General features: G+C 39.5%; 18 protein-coding genes. 14 read left to right on the forward strand and 4 right to left on the reverse strand.

Annotated features, from left to right (window positions below):
* Positions 1 to 213: 213 nt before the first annotated feature.
* Complete coding sequence (deoD, locus tag GEZ89_RS02320; protein WP_153224822.1) at positions 214 to 924, forward strand: purine-nucleoside phosphorylase; 711 nt, start codon at positions 214 to 216, stop codon at positions 922 to 924.
* Between the two features lie 231 nt (positions 925 to 1,155).
* On the forward strand, positions 1,156 to 1,917 hold the full coding sequence (locus GEZ89_RS02325; protein WP_153224823.1) for an NAD-dependent protein deacylase: 762 nt from the start codon (positions 1,156 to 1,158) through the stop codon (positions 1,915 to 1,917).
* 249 nt (positions 1,918 to 2,166) lie between these two features.
* On the opposite strand, the gene GEZ89_RS02330 is transcribed toward GEZ89_RS02325, so the two are convergent.
* From GEZ89_RS02330 to coaA, 3 genes are all read right to left on the reverse strand, one after another.
* Positions 2,167 to 2,679 carry a DNA topology modulation protein gene (locus GEZ89_RS02330; RefSeq protein ID WP_153224824.1) on the reverse strand — a complete coding sequence of 171 codons (513 nt, stop codon included), beginning with the start codon at positions 2,677 to 2,679 and terminating at the stop codon, positions 2,167 to 2,169.
* Between the two features lie 64 nt (positions 2,680 to 2,743).
* The gene (gene rpsT, locus GEZ89_RS02335; RefSeq protein WP_029689628.1) at positions 2,744 to 2,992 is read right to left on the reverse strand and encodes a 30S ribosomal protein S20; all 249 of its coding nucleotides are present in this window, start codon (positions 2,990 to 2,992) and stop codon (positions 2,744 to 2,746) included.
* Positions 2,993 to 3,044: 52 nt separating this feature from the next.
* On the reverse strand, positions 3,045 to 3,965 hold the full coding sequence (coaA, locus tag GEZ89_RS02340) for a type I pantothenate kinase (RefSeq protein ID WP_194251818.1): 921 nt from the start codon (positions 3,963 to 3,965) through the stop codon (positions 3,045 to 3,047).
* Between the two features lie 201 nt (positions 3,966 to 4,166).
* Between coaA and GEZ89_RS02345 the strand changes: the two genes are divergently transcribed.
* From GEZ89_RS02345 to GEZ89_RS02390, 10 genes are all read left to right on the forward strand, one after another.
* Positions 4,167 to 4,571 (forward strand): hypothetical protein, encoded by a 405-nt coding sequence (locus GEZ89_RS02345; RefSeq protein WP_153224826.1) that lies wholly within the window; start codon positions 4,167 to 4,169, stop codon positions 4,569 to 4,571.
* A gap of 169 nt (positions 4,572 to 4,740) precedes the next feature.
* Complete coding sequence (locus GEZ89_RS02350; RefSeq protein ID WP_153224827.1) at positions 4,741 to 5,019, forward strand: 1,4-dihydroxy-2-naphthoate prenyltransferase; 279 nt, start codon at positions 4,741 to 4,743, stop codon at positions 5,017 to 5,019.
* A 107-nt stretch (positions 5,020 to 5,126) separates the two neighbouring features.
* Positions 5,127 to 5,717: a class I SAM-dependent methyltransferase gene (locus tag GEZ89_RS02355; RefSeq protein ID WP_153224828.1), complete on the forward strand. Its 591-nt coding sequence runs from the start codon at positions 5,127 to 5,129 to the stop codon at positions 5,715 to 5,717.
* The gene (locus GEZ89_RS02360) at positions 5,714 to 6,997 is read left to right on the forward strand and encodes a pyrimidine-nucleoside phosphorylase (RefSeq protein ID WP_153224829.1); all 1,284 of its coding nucleotides are present in this window, start codon (positions 5,714 to 5,716) and stop codon (positions 6,995 to 6,997) included. The genes GEZ89_RS02355 and GEZ89_RS02360 overlap by 4 nt, the downstream gene beginning before the upstream one ends.
* Before the next feature lie 17 nt (positions 6,998 to 7,014).
* Complete coding sequence (gene deoC / locus GEZ89_RS02365) at positions 7,015 to 7,677, forward strand: deoxyribose-phosphate aldolase (RefSeq protein WP_153224830.1); 663 nt, start codon at positions 7,015 to 7,017, stop codon at positions 7,675 to 7,677.
* Positions 7,664 to 8,053, forward strand: coding sequence for a cytidine deaminase (locus GEZ89_RS02370; protein ID WP_153224831.1), 390 nt, complete (start codon positions 7,664 to 7,666; stop codon positions 8,051 to 8,053). The genes deoC and GEZ89_RS02370 overlap by 14 nt, the downstream gene beginning before the upstream one ends.
* A gap of 89 nt (positions 8,054 to 8,142) precedes the next feature.
* Positions 8,143 to 9,198: a BMP family lipoprotein gene (locus GEZ89_RS02375; protein WP_045763743.1), complete on the forward strand. Its 1,056-nt coding sequence runs from the start codon at positions 8,143 to 8,145 to the stop codon at positions 9,196 to 9,198.
* A 141-nt stretch (positions 9,199 to 9,339) separates the two neighbouring features.
* Positions 9,340 to 10,869, forward strand: a complete 1,530-nt coding sequence (locus GEZ89_RS02380; RefSeq protein WP_153224832.1) for an ABC transporter ATP-binding protein — start codon at positions 9,340 to 9,342, stop codon at positions 10,867 to 10,869.
* Positions 10,869 to 11,927 carry an ABC transporter permease gene (locus tag GEZ89_RS02385; protein WP_153224833.1) on the forward strand — a complete coding sequence of 353 codons (1,059 nt, stop codon included), beginning with the start codon at positions 10,869 to 10,871 and terminating at the stop codon, positions 11,925 to 11,927. The genes GEZ89_RS02380 and GEZ89_RS02385 overlap by 1 nt, the downstream gene beginning before the upstream one ends.
* Before the next feature lie 2 nt (positions 11,928 to 11,929).
* Positions 11,930 to 12,886 (forward strand): ABC transporter permease, encoded by a 957-nt coding sequence (locus tag GEZ89_RS02390; RefSeq protein WP_045763741.1) that lies wholly within the window; start codon positions 11,930 to 11,932, stop codon positions 12,884 to 12,886.
* A 29-nt stretch (positions 12,887 to 12,915) separates the two neighbouring features.
* Here GEZ89_RS02390 and plsY read toward each other — a convergent pair whose 3' ends face one another.
* On the reverse strand, positions 12,916 to 13,557 hold the full coding sequence (plsY, locus tag GEZ89_RS02395; RefSeq protein ID WP_153224834.1) for a glycerol-3-phosphate 1-O-acyltransferase PlsY: 642 nt from the start codon (positions 13,555 to 13,557) through the stop codon (positions 12,916 to 12,918).
* Positions 13,558 to 13,772: 215 nt separating this feature from the next.
* On the opposite strand from plsY, the gene GEZ89_RS02400 reads away from it, so the two are divergent.
* Positions 13,773 to 14,414, forward strand: coding sequence for an amino acid ABC transporter permease (locus GEZ89_RS02400; protein WP_153224835.1), 642 nt, complete (start codon positions 13,773 to 13,775; stop codon positions 14,412 to 14,414).
* A 10-nt stretch (positions 14,415 to 14,424) separates the two neighbouring features.
* Entirely contained in the window at positions 14,425 to 15,054 is a 630-nt protein-coding gene (locus tag GEZ89_RS02405) for an amino acid ABC transporter ATP-binding protein (RefSeq protein WP_075231944.1), read from the forward strand.
* Positions 15,055 to 15,058: the final 4 nt, after the last annotated feature.

Here is a 15,058-nt window from a genome sequence, read left to right on the forward strand (position 1 = left end):
ACTGTCTAGCATTTACAATGCGTCGCCAGTTTCCTATTTTTACTTTGTTCTCTGTCGCCTGTCTTGTATATCAAAAAAGAAAGGTAGAGCGTGTGTTCAGATTTGAACACGAGCGGAAAGCTCGGAAAATAGATAATCTGACTGTGAAATCAGGATTTCTCGTCAGATTCCTAATTTTCAGTCGCTTTCTGGTCGCTCTTTGTATCATAAACTATGTCTATCCATATTGCTGCTAAGCAGGGTGAAATTGCTGATAAAATTCTTCTTCCTGGAGATCCTCTTCGTGCGAAATTTATCGCTGAGAACTTTTTAGAAGATGCTGTTTGCTTTAACGAAGTCCGTAACATGTTTGGTTACACTGGGACTTACAAGGGCCATCGTGTATCTGTCATGGGAACAGGGATGGGAATGCCATCAATCTCCATCTATGCGCGTGAATTGATTGTCGATTACGGTGTGAAAAAATTGATCCGTGTCGGAACTGCTGGTTCTTTGAATGAGGATGTTCATGTTCGTGAATTAGTTTTGGCACAAGCAGCTGCAACCAACTCAAACATCATCCGCAATGACTGGCCTCAATATGATTTTCCACAAATCTCTAGCTTTGATTTACTTGATAAAGCCTATCATATTGCCAAAGATCTTGGTATGACCACTCACGTTGGTAATGTCTTGTCTTCAGATGTTTTCTACTCAAACTACTTTGAAAAAAATATCGAACTTGGTAAATGGGGAGTCAAGGCTGTAGAAATGGAAGCAGCTGCGCTGTACTATCTTGCTGCCCAACACCATGTTGATGCTCTTGCTATCATGACTATTTCAGATAGTTTGGTTAATCCAGATGAAGATACAACTGCAGAAGAGCGCCAAAATACTTTCACAGATATGATGAAAGTTGGTCTAGAAACCTTGATTGCAGACTAAAGTTAGATTCCATTCATGTGATTACTCTTGTTCTCAAAATGATAAGCATGTTCATTGCTTCAATCCTATAAATAGATGAGAATAAGGACTTTGAAGAAAGTCAAATTATGTCAAAGGACCTAGACTAGTCAGTTTAATATCTTAATCATAATCAAATAAAGTTGGAAGCCAAGTTGACAAGAAGTCAAGGCTTTCAACTTTTTTAGAACAAAAAACTTAAGGAGGGGTGAAATGGATAAGATTGAACAATTACAGAAACTGATAGATAAAAGTCAAAGAATTGTCTTTTTCGGTGGTGCAGGGGTTTCAACAGAGTCTAATATTCCTGATTTTCGAAGTTCTGATGGTGTTTATAGTCTTAAGTTGGGGAGCCATTTTACTGCCGAGCAACTGGTTTCACGCACCATGTTTGAACGCTATCCAGAGGATTTTTTTGATTTCTACAAAAAGTATCTCGTCTATCCAGATGCCAAGCCAAATTTAGCACATATTTATCTAGCATTTTTGGAAAAGACTGGTAAATTAAAGGCGATTGTGACGCAAAATATCGATAGTCTCCATGAAATGGCGGGTTCTGAAAAAGTTTTGAAACTGCATGGTAGTGCAGATCGTAATTACTGTTTGGGCTGTCATCGCTTTTATGATTTGAATGCATTTTTGGCACTTGAAGGTCCAGTTCCCCACTGCTTAGATTGTGGCAAGGTAGTCAAACCTAATGTAACCCTTTATGAGGAATCACTAGATATGGACGTATTTAGTCGAGCAGCTCGAGCCATTCAGCAAGCAGATTTATTGATCATTGGTGGAACTTCTTTAGTCGTTTATCCTGCAGCTAGCCTAATCAATTATTTTTCAGGGTCAAATCTTGTCGTTATCAACAAGTCCAGCACTCCTCAAGATAGCCAAGCTGATTTAGTTATCGAAGGTAATATCGGAGAAGTTTTTTTGTATTACGAACTCAGAAACTATGAACAAGATTCTCTTCATTTCTAGGGGAATATTATAGTGGATTGAAATAAGATGTGAACAGAGAGATTAGAAAAGTCAAACTAATTTCTAGAAATATTTTTAGCAGTTGTAGTGTACTGTTCTAAATTCAATCTACTATATTGTTGATTTATAAATTGCTCGAGTTATTTTTAATTGTTGAATAAAAGGAAAAAAGGAAGATTTTCTGGATGAAAATCTTCCTTTTTTAGTCAATAAGTACATGCTGATTTTAATGAAATGCTACTATATTGTTTACTTTTTTAAAGATCGCAAAAAAGAATCAATCTCTGCTTGAGAATGGAGAATACGCATCTTTTCTGGGTAAGTATTGTTTAAGTATTGGTATCTATCTTTAGCATTTTTTGTTCGTCCATCCCAGAGAATCCAACGGATAAATTCCCAGTTGAATTGCTCGGGACATCCTGCAGCCATACTTTCTCTGACTTTTCCTCTATATTTTAAATAGCGCTTAAAGGCTCTTAGCAAACAAGTCCAAGCCGAGAAATTTAAAAAGATGATCTGGTCAGCTTGCTCCATTCTTTCCTCATAGCAACACCAAGAGTAGTTGCCATCAATGACCCAATTTTTGTTTTTGGATAAAAAGTCCTTCATTTCCTTAAGCATCCAGTCACGGTCACTGTCTACCCAGCCTGGCTGAAATTGAAGTGTGTCCATGTGAAGTTTTGGGATGGAGTAGTGCTTAGATAGTTTTTCAGCAAGAGTAGATTTACCTGATCCTGAATATCCGATAATGGCTATTTTCATAATGACCTCCAGAAAATGTGCACAAAAAAAGCTCCGAAGAGCTCATTTTGTATGCAGTTAAAGATTAACCAAGTTTAGCTGCAAGACGTGCTTTATCACGGCTTGCTTTGTTTTTGTGGATCAAACCTTTAGTTTCTGCTTTATCGATAGCTGAGCTGGCAGCACGGTAAAGTTCTTCAGATGGGTTTGCTTCAAAAGCTTTGATAGCAGTACGCATAGCTGATTTTTGAGCTGAGTTCTTTTCGTTTTGTTTAACGTTCAATTCAGCGCGTTTGATAGCTGATTTAATGTTTGCCAATGTTCTTACCTCCATTTTTACTAACTATACCATTATATCTGAAAACTTACGTTTTGACAAGGGAAAATTATTTTTTTAAGTAAATTTCATCAATTTCGTGATTTTTAGATTTATGGAGAATGACCTCGGCACGATTTCGTGTCGGTTCAATGTAATTCTGGAGATTGGTGAGGTTGATACTGGTCCAAACTTGGTGAGCAAAATCCTTGACTTCACTAAGAGGAAGTTGAGTGAAACGGTAGTAATAGCTACTTGGATCATCTTGAGCAAAGCTAAGGAGTTTTAAGAATCGATCCAAATACCAACTTTCAATGTCTTCGACAGCGGCATCAACATAGATTGAAAAATCAAAGAAATCAGTAATATAGAGACGATCATTATGAGGGTTTTGGAAAACATTGATTCCCTCAACAATGACAAAATCAGCAGCTTCTACTCGTTGTTTTTGACCCGGCACTATATCATAAATTTCATGGGAATAAACAGGTATATCAACATCCTGACCATTTTTGAGTTGGTCTAGAAAATTAAGCAAAGCTTCCATATCGTAGCTCTCAGGAAAACCTTTACGATTAAGGATATCTTGCTCAATTAAGACACTATTTGAGTATAAAAACCCATCTGTAGTAACTAGTTCAACACTTGCTCCAGGAACGATACGGGACAGCAAAATTTGCAAGAGCCGACTAGTAGTTGACTTACCTACGGCAACACTTCCTGAAACTCCAATAATAAAGGGCTGTTTTTTGCTCTCTCTTTGTAGGAAAATGCCTTTTGAGAAGGCAAGGTCTTCTTTGGAACGTTTGTAAATCTGAATCAGATGTGCTAGTGGCAGATAGATATCTGTAACGTCTTGAAGGCTAATCTGGTCATTGAAACTCTTAATAGAATCTAACTCTTCCTCGGTCAAGGGAGGAGTTGTTTTGCGATGCAAGGATTGCCAAGTTTCGCGGTTTATCCTTTCAAAATGTAAAAATTCGTTGGTCATTTGTTTTCCCCTAGATATTTTGTCTATCATACCATAAAAAGCTAAAAAAATAAAGCGGTTTCTTGAATGTGATAAGTCAGTAGTATATACTATAAGTAGATAGAGAATGAACAATTTATTGATGAAGTAGGAGCTGCTTTCTCCTGATTTTATCAGCTAATAAAGGGGGCTTTTTAGTTCACAACTCATAGGAGGTGTACTATGAAAATCTTAAAAAATTACATATTGGAACTCTGTTTTATTTTAAGTTTTGCTTTACCTTTTATAAAAGGAGTCAATGTGGATAATGGTAGACGTTTTGTGGAAATTTATTACGGTTTTACATTTTTAATGGATTATGCCATTGTAACAACTATTTTCATTTGTTCACTCCTCATTGCATGGTTGTTAAGGAAAGGTTGGACAAAATTCCTTGCTGCTGGTAGTTATCTATTTTTGATTTTGTGGATTGCTACAGAGGGTTATTTATTCCGCATGTCAATAGAAGATTTGATACGACTGTGGACAAGTTTGGAAATCCTGACACAAACTTATCAGTTGGGCTTTTATCTAAACATCTTATTGGGAATCCTGTTGATAATTAAGTATTTGAAGGTAAAGCAATAGTAATCATAATGCATCTGATTATAGACAATAAATTTGTTGTTTTATCCTGACTGTGATACCTAGTAGCTCCCAATGACTTGTCATTCGTTTCCAATAATTGATAGAGATTGAGAAAAAGCGCTTTCTTTGTTAAAGTATAAGGGGGAAAACCTATAAAGGAGGTACTAAGATGAAAGCTGGATTAAGAGAAAAGACGCTGGTTTTGTCCAGCCTATTTGTAGTTGTTTTATGGTTATCACCAAACTGGGTGAATTTCTCCTTTACGATAGGAACTCAGAGCTATAACTGGACCACTTTTGTTTTGTTTATCTTATTACCCCTCATAGGTCTTGGCTACCTTGTGCTAGCTTTCTTTAAACGAAAGTGTTGGCTCTTCTTTTTTGGTCTTGCTTGCATTTTTGCTTTTCCGATTACCATGGCAGTTGGGAGCTTTTTACTAGGTCCCTAATGTTAATCCGAATTTATATTATTTTTGAGAAAATACAATGTGATTAAAGGGCTTGATACCTTTGTAAACGATTTACAATTTAAGTCAAATTATGGTAAAATAGTGTCATGAGTAAAATGTATTATGCAGAAAATCCAGATGCAGCCCATGATGTTCATGAGCTTAGAGTTGAGCTACTTGGGCAAAAGATGACCTTTTTGACAGATGCGGGTGTCTTTAGTAAAAAAATGATTGACTTTGGAAGTCAGTTATTACTAAGATGTCTAGATGTCGAAAAAGATGAAAAAATTCTTGATGTTGGTTGTGGCTATGGTCCGATAGGCTTGTCTTTGGTTAAGGCTTATGGTGTCCAAGCAACGATGGTGGATATCAATAATCGTGCTTTGGATTTAGCCCAGCAAAATGCAGTAAAAAACAAGGTTCAAGCGACTATCTTCCAGTCTAATATTTATGAGCAGGTGGAAGGGCAATTTGACCATGTCATTTCCAATCCACCTATACGTGCAGGTAAGCAAGTAGTCCACGAAATCATCGAGAAAAGTATAGACTTTTTAGTAGATGGTGGAGATTTGACGATCGTCATCCAGAAAAAACAAGGAGCTCCTAGTGCCAAAAGTAAGATGGAAGAAGTTTTTGGCAATTGTGAGGTTGTAAAGAAAGATAAGGGATATTATATCCTTAGAAGTGTGAAAGAATGAGAGCAGTAGATCTAATCCAGAAAAAAAGAGACGGCCAAGAACTAAGCTCCAGTGAGATCCAATGGCTGATTGAAGGTTATGTATCTGGAATCGTCCCTGACTACCAGATGGCGGCTTTTGCTATGGCAGTATATTTTCAGGGAATGACTATCGATGAGATTTTTGACTTAACTATGAACATGGTGAAGACAGGTCAAGAATTTGATTTATCAGCTATTGAGGGAATAAAGGTTGATAAACACTCTACTGGTGGAGTGGGAGATAAGGTTACCTTAATTTTAGCACCCTTGGTAGCTAGTTTTGATGTTCCAGTGGCTAAGATGAGTGGTCGAGGTCTGGGTCATACTGGTGGGACCATTGATAAGCTAGAATCCATCAAAGGTTTTCAGATTGAACGAAGTCAGGATGAATTTATCAAACAAGTTCAAGAGATTGGGGTCTCAGTTATTGGCCAGTCTGATCAACTGGTTAAGGCTGATAAATTGCTCTATGCCCTTCGTGATGTGACGGCAACGGTTGATACTATTCCCTTGATTGCTAGCTCAGTCATGAGTAAAAAGATTGCAGCTGGAGCTGACGCCATCTTACTTGACGTTACTGTTGGTGAAGGTGCCTTCATGAAAACAGTGGACGAGGCCCGTGAATTGGCTCAAACTATGGTAAATCTTGGTAAAGCTGTAGGTCGCAAGACAGTAGCAGTCATTACGGACATGAGTCAACCCTTGGGACGTGCCATTGGAAACCGCTTGGAAATCCTAGAAGCACTAGAAATTCTTCAAGGTAAGGGACGTGAAGATATTAGTCATTTTATCTGCGAGTTAGCCCAGATTATGCTATCTTTAGCAAATGTTGAAAAAACAGTCGAGGAAGTAAGGGAACATCTTGAAAATGGTAAGGCACTCCAGAAATTCGAAGAGATGGTTGTAGCTCAGGGTGGAGATTTAGAAGACCTCTATCGTCCAGTAAAAGTTGACCATATAGTTGATATTCCTGCTCAAGAAGACGGACTTATCGCAGAACTTCCAGCCATGGAGTTTGGTCTTTTTGCCATGAGATTGGGTGCTGGTCGTGCAGTGAAAACAGACGCCCTTGACTATGAGACAGGGATTGTTTTTGAGAAGAAAGTTGGAGACTTTGTCAGAAAGGGTGAAATTGTTGCAAAAGTATATACAAATGGCAAAATTTCTCCGGAACTAGTTACAGATTTCCAAAAATATGTTAAAATTAAAATAAGTGATGAAGTGATAAAATCGCGTGAAATTATCGAAATCATCTCCTAATTTAAGGAAAAACCGAAATGAAATTAAATAAATACATTGATCATACGCTTTTAAAACAAGATGCAACAGTGGAACAAATTGATCGTTTGTTATCTGAAGCCAAAGATTATGATTTTGCCAGTGTTTGTGTCAATCCGTGCTGGGTTGCTCATGCCAAATCTGGTCTAGAAAATACTGATGTCAAGGTTTGTACGGTTGTAGGTTTCCCTCTTGGAGCCACAACATCTGCTGTTAAAGCCTTCGAAACCAAAGAAGCTATCCAAAATGGTGCTGATGAGATTGATATGGTTATCAATGTCGGAGCACTCAAGTCTGGGAATGCTGATTTAGTTGAGTCAGATATTCGAGCAGTTGTTGAAGCAAGTGGAGACAAACTGGTTAAGGTTATTATTGAGGCTTGTTTGTTAACGGATGAAGAAAAAGTTCTGGCTTGCCAACTTGCTCAAAAAGCTGGTGCAGACTTTGTCAAGACTTCTACAGGTTTCTCAACAGGTGGAGCAACTTTGCCAGATGTTCAATTAATGCGCCAGACAGTTGGACCTGATATGGGGGTTAAGGCTGCTGGAGGCGCACGTTCTTATGCAGATGCAGTAGCCTTTGTTGAAGCTGGAGCTACTCGTATTGGAACATCTTCTGGTGTAGCAATCTTAAAAGGAGAGTTAGCAGATGGCGACTACTGAGTTGATTGATTTAGCGATTGAAACTAGTAAAAAAGCTTACGTTCCCTACTCACATTTTCCGATTGGCGCTGTTTTGGTAGCCGAGGACGGAAGTATCTATACAGGGGTTAACATTGAAAATGCTAGCTATCCCTTGACTAACTGTGGCGAAAGGACAGCTATCTTTAAGGCAGTTTCTGAAGGACAACGAGAGTTTTCAGAATTGATTGTTTATGGGGAAACTGAGAAACCTATTTCGCCTTGCGGTGCTTGCCGACAGGTTATGGTCGAATTTTTTAAACCAGATCTAAAGGTGACTCTAGTCGCCAAAGATAAAACGACGGTCGAGATGACGGTCGGGGAATTACTTCCATACTCATTTACAGACTTGCAATAGTCTGTGTCACTCTCTGAGTGACAAGGTCCTTGTGACCAATCAATCCATACTTGCAACTTCGTTGCGCATCTTATTTAGGAGGTTCAGTAATGAACAAGAAACAATGGCTAGGCCTTGGTCTAGTTGCAGTAGCAGCATTTGGACTTGCTGCATGTGGTAATCGCTCTTCTCGTAACGCAGCATCTTCATCTTCTGATTTGAAGACTAAAGCAGCTATCGTTACAGATACTGGTGGTGTTGATGATAAATCATTCAACCAATCAGCTTGGGAAGGTCTTCAAGCTTGGGGTAAAGAGCACAATCTTGCAAAAGATAAAGGCTACACATACTTCCAATCAACAAGTGAAGCTGACTACGCTAACAACTTGAACCAAGCAGCAGGAAGCTACAACTTGATTTATGGTGTTGGTTTTGCCCTTCACAATGCGGTTGAAGAAGCAGCGAAAGAACATGCAGACTTGAACTATGTTTTGATTGATGATGTGATTAAAGATCAAAAGAACGTAGCAAGTGTAACATTTGCTGATAATGAAGCAGCTTACCTTGCAGGTGTAGCAGCAGCTAAAACTACTAAAACAAAACAAGTTGGTTTTGTAGGTGGTATGGAATCTGAAGTTATTTCTCGTTTCGCAGCTGGTTTCAAAGCTGGTGTTGAGTCAGTTGACCCATCTATCAAAGTACAAGTAGACTACGCTGGTTCATTTGGTGATGCCGCTAAAGGTAAAACAATCGCTGCAGCTCAATACGCTGCAGGTGCAGACGTAATCTACCAAGCAGCTGGTGGTACTGGTGCAGGTGTCTTCTCAGAAGCTAAATCTTTGAATGAAAGCAAAAACGAAGGCGAAAAAGTTTGGGTTATCGGTGTAGACCGTGACCAAGTTGAAGAAGGTAAATATACTTCTAAAGATGGTAAAGAATCAAACTTCGTACTTGCTTCTACTTTGAAACAAGTCGGAACAACAGTTCAAGATATTGCAAACAAAACTGAAAAAGGTGAATTCCCTGGCGGTCAAGTGATCGTTTACTCATTGAAGGATAAAGGGGTTGATCTAGTAACAACTAACCTTTCTGAAGAAGGTAAAAAAGCTGTTGAAGATGCAAAAGCTAAAATCCTTGATGGAAGTGTAAAAGTTCCTGAAAAATAATGGATGAAAGTCATTTCTTAGGGGAGCGGCCTGTGGCCGCTTCTTTAAGAATTGAGACAAATTGTTTTGTCTCAATAGAGCTTGCTAAGTTTCTTTAGCAGGTTTTATTGAAACAAAATAAAACTCTGAAAGGAAGAGCACATGGCACACGAAAATGTCATTGAGATGCGTGAAATTACCAAAGTTTTTGGTGAATTTGTCGCTAACGACAAGATTAACCTTGAACTTCGTAAAGGTGAAATTCATGCACTTTTAGGAGAAAATGGAGCTGGTAAGTCCACTCTTATGAACATGCTTGCAGGGCTTCTAGAACCAACTAGTGGTGAAATTGTGGTTAACGGTCAAGTTGTAAAACTAGACTCGCCATCAAAAGCAGCTAGCCTAGGAATTGGGATGGTTCACCAGCACTTTATGTTGGTAGAGGCTTTCACTGTTGCTGAAAATATCATTTTGGGAAGCGAATTAACCAAAAATGGAGTTCTAGATATTGCTCGAGCAAGTCGAGAAATTCTTGAATTATCAGAGCGTTATGGACTAGCTGTAGATCCTTCTGCCAAAGTAGCAGATATCTCTGTTGGGGCTCAACAACGTGTTGAAATTTTGAAGACACTTTATCGTGGTGCCGATATTCTCATCTTTGACGAACCGACTGCTGTTTTAACGCCATCAGAAATCGATGAGTTGATGGCTATCATGAAGAACTTGGTCAAAGAAGGCAAATCAATTATCTTGATTACTCACAAGTTGGATGAAATTCGTGCGGTTTCTGACCGCGTTACAGTTATCCGTCGTGGGAAATCAATCGAAACAGTTGAAATTGCGGGTGCGACTAACGCTGACTTGGCTGAGATGATGGTGGGACGTTCTGTCTCCTTCAAAACTGAGAAGCAAGCACCACAACCTAAAGAAGTCGTTCTTTCCATCAAAGACTTGCTTGTTCATGAAAACCGTGGCGTTCCTGCTGTTAAAAATCTTTCACTCGATGTTCGAGCTGGTGAGATTGTCGGAATTGCCGGTATTGATGGAAATGGTCAGTCTGAATTGATCCAAGCTATCACAGGACTTCGTAAGATTGAGTCTGGTAGTGTGGAATTGAAAGGCCAGTCCATTGTAGGATTGCATCCACGTCAAATTACTGAACTGAGCGTTGGTCACGTTCCGGAAGACCGTCACCGTGATGGTTTGGTCTTGGAAATGATGATTTCTGAAAATATCGCTCTTCAAACCTACTATAAAGAACCTCTTAGCAAGAAGGGAATTTTAAATTATACGAATATCCTTGACTATGCGAAAAAGTTAATGCAGGAGTTTGATGTTCGTGCTGCTAGTGAGATTGTTCCAGCTTCTGCCCTTTCTGGAGGAAATCAACAAAAAGCAATCATCGCTCGGGAGATTGATCGAAATCCGGATCTCCTCATCGTTAGCCAACCAACTCGTGGTTTGGACGTCGGTGCCATTGAGTACATTCACAAACGCTTGATTCAAGAACGTGATAATGGGAAAGCTGTCCTTGTAGTCAGCTTTGAACTAGATGAGATTCTAAATGTCTCAGATAGAATCGCTGTTATCCATGATGGTAAGATTCAAGGGATTGTAACGCCAGAAACCACCAACAAGCAAGAACTTGGTGTCTTGATGGCTGGTGGTGAATTGGAAAAAGGAGAAGAGTGATGTCTAAAAAATTACAACAAATTTCGGTTCCCTTGATTTCTGTTATCCTTGGAATCTTGCTTGGAGCCATCGTCATGTGGATTTTTGGCTATGATGCTATTTGGGGTTATGAAGAGTTGTTCTACACAGCCTTTGGTAGTGTTCGTGGAATCGGTGAAATTTTCCGTGCAATGGGGCCATTAGTCTTGATTGCTCTTGGATTTGCAGTTGCGAGTCGTGCTGGCTTCTTTAACGTTGGTCTTCCAGGACAAGCACTCGCTGGTTGGGTTATGAGTGGCTGGTTCGCTCTTTCAAATCCAGATTTACCACGTCCATTGTTGATTCTTGCGACAGTTGTCATTGCGTTGGTGGCTGGAGGAATCGTTGGTGCCATTCCTGGTATTTTAAGAGCCTATCTGGGAACATCTGAAGTCATCGTAACCATCATGATGAACTACATTGTTCTTTATGTGGGAAATGCCTTTATCCACCACTTCCCTAAAGAAATCATGCAAAGTACAGACTCATCTATCCGAGTAAGTGCAAACGCAACTTATCAAACACCTTGGCTTGCTGAGTTAACTGGAAACTCTCGTATGAATATTGGGATTTTCTTTGCCATCATTGCAGTTGCAGTTATCTGGTTCTTGCTTAAGAAGACAACTCTCGGTTTTGAAATCCGTGCAGTTGGTCTCAATCCAAATGCTTCTGAGTATGCAGGTATTTCAGCTAAACGCACCATTATTCTATCAATGATTATCTCAGGGGCTCTTGCAGGTCTAGGTGGAGCGGTAGAAGGTCTTGGTACCTTCCAGAACGTTTATGTCCAAGGTTCATCATTGGCAATCGGATTTAATGGTATGGCGGTCAGTCTACTTGCTGCAAACTCACCAATTGGAATTCTTTTTGCAGCCTTCTTGTTCGGAGTGCTTCAAGTTGGAGCCCCTGGTATGAATGCTGCTCAAGTACCATCTGAGCTTGTAAGTATCGTTACAGCCTCAATTATCTTCTTTGTCAGCGTTCACTACATCATCGAACGCTTTGTCAAACCAAGAAAACAACTTAAAGGAGGTAAATAAGGATGTCGATTACAACAATGCTAACCCTTATGGTTTCTTCAATGTTGATTTACTCAGCACCACTTATTTTCACAAGTATCGGAGGCGTTTTCTCTGAACGTGGTGGAGTTGTTAACGTTGGACTTGAAGGAATCATGGTCATGGGTGCCTTCTCTGGAGTTGTTTTTAACCTTGAATTTGCACAAGATTTGGGAGCATTAACTCCTTGGTTGGCTCTTCTAGTTGGTGGATTAGTCGGAGCTATCTTTTCACTGATTCACGCAGTAGCTACAGTTCATTTTCGTGCTGACCATGTTGTCAGTGGTACCGTACTTAACTTGATGGCTCCAGCCTTGGCAGTCTTCTTGGTGAAGGTGCTTTATAACAAGGGACAAACGGATAACTTAACGCAAACATTTGGACGTTTTGATTTCCCTATTTTGGCTAATATCCCAGTTATCGGAGATATCTTCTTCAAGTCAACAAGTTTACTTGGTTACCTAGCAATTGCCTTCTCATTCTTAGCATGGTTTGTCCTCTTTAAAACTCGCTTTGGACTTCGCCTCCGTTCAGTAGGTGAACATCCACAAGCAGCAGATACTTTGGGGATTAATGTCTACAAGATGAGATATCTTGGAGTTGTGATTTCAGGTTTCCTTGGAGGAATCGGTGGAGCTATCTACGCTCAGTCAATTTCCGTTAACTTCTCAGTTACAACCATCGTTGGGCCTGGATTTATCGCACTTGCTGCTATGATCTTCGGTAAATGGAATCCTGTTGGTGCTATGCTTTCAAGTCTCTTCTTCGGACTATCACAAAGTTTAGCAGTAATCGGTTCTCAACTTCCTTTCTTGCAAGGAGTTCCAGCCGTTTACTTGCAAATTGCACCATATCTTTTGACCATTGTCGTACTAGCAGCCTTCTTTGGTAAAGCTGTTGCACCGAAAGCAGATGGTATCAACTATATCAAATCTAAATAAACAAAAAAGCGTCGGTTTGAACTGACGCTTTATTTTTTAGGTTTTTGATGGGTAAGATTTAGTCCCCAAGGAACTAGGTTCTCAGTTTTGTTTTGAATACGATTGATGTTATCCTTATGGCGAATGATAATTAAGCTTGCGAGGGCTAGGATAATCACTACAAATAATATATCGTAACTTGGCAGTAGGAAACCGATAAGCGGAAAGAGAATCACCCCAAGTACAGCAGCAAGGGCAGCAGTAACACTAGAGAGAGAAATCATACTGCCTAGATAAAGAGTGCCGAAGAAGACAACTGCTAGATAGAGGCAAAATAGAGGAGCAAATCCGAAAATGACTCCAGCACTAGTTGCGACAGCTTTTCCTCCTTTAAAGCTTGCAAATACTGGGAAGGTATGCCCAATCACAACTAAAAGGCCAAAGACTAGAGGTGAAACACCTTGAACATGAAATATAAGTGGGAGTAAGGTTGCGATGGTTCCTTTGAAAAAGTCAATCACGAAGGTTGCCATACCCGCTTTCTTACCTAAAATACGAAAGGTATTGGTCGTTCCAGTATTACCAGAACCATGTTCTCTTAGATTAATCTTAAAGAAGATTTGCCCGATCCACAGTCCTGAAGGGATAGAACCCAATAAATAAGCTAAAATTAATAATACTATTGTCATCATGCTTCTATTATACCATGAAATAGGAGAGAAACGGAAAGGAATCTCTTCTCAAATTGTGACATCTGATTCTTTATGTAAGTAGAAAATTTTTCTCATGAACACTATTGTTCGGAAATCAAGGTTAAAGTTTTAAAAATTCATGAAAGTTTCTGAAATTCTTTGATTTTGTGTTTATTTATGCTATAATGAGAACAATTATTTTTAGGAGGTGGAATATGTCTTACTTATTTGAGATATTACCAAGTTTATTGAGCGGTGCGACAATGACCTTACAAGTTTTTGCACTGGTCTTACTTTTTTCAATCCCTTTAGGCATTTTGGTTGCTTTTTGCTTACAGGTGCATTGGAAACCCCTCCATTACATGATTGACATCTATATCTGGGTGATGCGTGGAACACCCTTACTCCTACAGTTGATTTTTATCTACTATGTTCTCCCAAGTATCGGAATTCGACTAGATCGTGTGCCAGCAGCAATTATTGCCTTCACGCTTAATTATGCGGCCTACTTTGCAGAAATATTCCGTGGAGGGATTGCAACCATTCCTCAAGGGCAATATGAGGCAGCTAAGGTTTTGAAATTCAAACCTATCGATACCGTCCGCTATATTATCTTGCCACAAGTGACCAAGATTGTTTTGCCAAGTGTATTTAACGAAGTTATGAGTCTGGTTAAGGATACTTCACTGGTCTATGCGCTCGGTATTTCTGATCTGATTCTAGCTAGTCGTACTGCAGCCAATCGTGATGCCAGCTTGATTCCAATGTTTCTAGCAGGAGCTATCTATCTTCTCATGATTGGTATTGTTACGATTATAGCTAAGAAACTTGAGAAGAAGTTCAGCTACTATAGATAGGAGGTTATCCATGTTAGAGTTAAGAAATATCAGCAAAAAATTTGGAAAAAAAGAAATTTTATCCAATTTCAGTTTAACAATTCCTGAAAAGCAGATTTTGGCCATCGTTGGACCTTCTGGTGGTGGGAAGACAACCTTGCTTAGAATGTTAGCTGGACTTGAAACCATTGATTCAGGTGAGATTTTTTATAATGGAGAATCCCTACCTTTGGATGAACTTGAAAAGCGTCACTTATTAGGTTTTGTTTTTCAAGATTTTCAGCTTTTTCCTCACTTATCCGTTATGGAGAACTTGATTTTGTCACCCATCAAAACTATGGGGCTGTCTGAAGCAGATGCCAAGAAGAAGGCAACCGACTTACTCGCTCGTCTGGGGCTCGAAGCTCACGCAGATGCTTATCCATACTCATTATCTGGTGGTCAAAAGCAACGTGTTGCCTTAGCACGCGCTATGATGATAGATCCTGAAGTGATTGGTTATGACGAACCAACTTCAGCCCTTGACCCAGAGTTGCGTCTCGAGGTTGAAAAACTGATTCTACAAAATCGGGAACTAGGCATGACTCAGATTGTGGTAACCCACGATCTCCAGTTTGCAGAAAATATTGCAGATCAGATTCTCAAAGTAGAGCCTAAGTAGGAGG

This window comes from Streptococcus mitis (assembly GCF_009496285.1).
In the GTDB taxonomy this organism is placed as follows: domain Bacteria; phylum Bacillota; class Bacilli; order Lactobacillales; family Streptococcaceae; genus Streptococcus; species Streptococcus mitis_BP.

What these genes read in the sequence shown, in the direction of transcription:
- GEZ89_RS02400 (WP_153224835.1), top strand. Translation starts at nt 13,773, where the DNA reads ATGTCTTACTTATTTGAGATATTACCAAGTTTATTGAGCGGTGCGACA.
- GEZ89_RS02355 (WP_153224828.1), top strand. Translation starts at nt 5,127, where the DNA reads ATGAGTAAAATGTATTATGCAGAAAATCCAGATGCAGCCCATGATGTT.
- plsY (WP_153224834.1), bottom strand. Translation starts at nt 13,557, where the DNA reads ATGATGACAATAGTATTATTAATTTTAGCTTATTTATTGGGTTCTATC.
- coaA (WP_194251818.1), bottom strand. Translation starts at nt 3,965, where the DNA reads ATGACCAACGAATTTTTACATTTTGAAAGGATAAACCGCGAAACTTGG.
- GEZ89_RS02405 (WP_075231944.1), top strand. Translation starts at nt 14,425, where the DNA reads ATGTTAGAGTTAAGAAATATCAGCAAAAAATTTGGAAAAAAAGAAATT.
- GEZ89_RS02325 (WP_153224823.1), top strand. Translation starts at nt 1,156, where the DNA reads ATGGATAAGATTGAACAATTACAGAAACTGATAGATAAAAGTCAAAGA.
- deoD (WP_153224822.1), top strand. Translation starts at nt 214, where the DNA reads ATGTCTATCCATATTGCTGCTAAGCAGGGTGAAATTGCTGATAAAATT.
- GEZ89_RS02345 (WP_153224826.1), top strand. Translation starts at nt 4,167, where the DNA reads ATGAAAATCTTAAAAAATTACATATTGGAACTCTGTTTTATTTTAAGT.
- deoC (WP_153224830.1), top strand. Translation starts at nt 7,015, where the DNA reads ATGAAATTAAATAAATACATTGATCATACGCTTTTAAAACAAGATGCA.
- GEZ89_RS02350 (WP_153224827.1), top strand. Translation starts at nt 4,741, where the DNA reads ATGAAAGCTGGATTAAGAGAAAAGACGCTGGTTTTGTCCAGCCTATTT.
- GEZ89_RS02375 (WP_045763743.1), top strand. Translation starts at nt 8,143, where the DNA reads ATGAACAAGAAACAATGGCTAGGCCTTGGTCTAGTTGCAGTAGCAGCA.
- GEZ89_RS02385 (WP_153224833.1), top strand. Translation starts at nt 10,869, where the DNA reads ATGTCTAAAAAATTACAACAAATTTCGGTTCCCTTGATTTCTGTTATC.
- GEZ89_RS02390 (WP_045763741.1), top strand. Translation starts at nt 11,930, where the DNA reads ATGTCGATTACAACAATGCTAACCCTTATGGTTTCTTCAATGTTGATT.
- GEZ89_RS02330 (WP_153224824.1), bottom strand. Translation starts at nt 2,679, where the DNA reads ATGAAAATAGCCATTATCGGATATTCAGGATCAGGTAAATCTACTCTT.
- GEZ89_RS02370 (WP_153224831.1), top strand. Translation starts at nt 7,664, where the DNA reads ATGGCGACTACTGAGTTGATTGATTTAGCGATTGAAACTAGTAAAAAA.
- GEZ89_RS02380 (WP_153224832.1), top strand. Translation starts at nt 9,340, where the DNA reads ATGGCACACGAAAATGTCATTGAGATGCGTGAAATTACCAAAGTTTTT.
- rpsT (WP_029689628.1), bottom strand. Translation starts at nt 2,992, where the DNA reads ATGGAGGTAAGAACATTGGCAAACATTAAATCAGCTATCAAACGCGCT.
- GEZ89_RS02360 (WP_153224829.1), top strand. Translation starts at nt 5,714, where the DNA reads ATGAGAGCAGTAGATCTAATCCAGAAAAAAAGAGACGGCCAAGAACTA.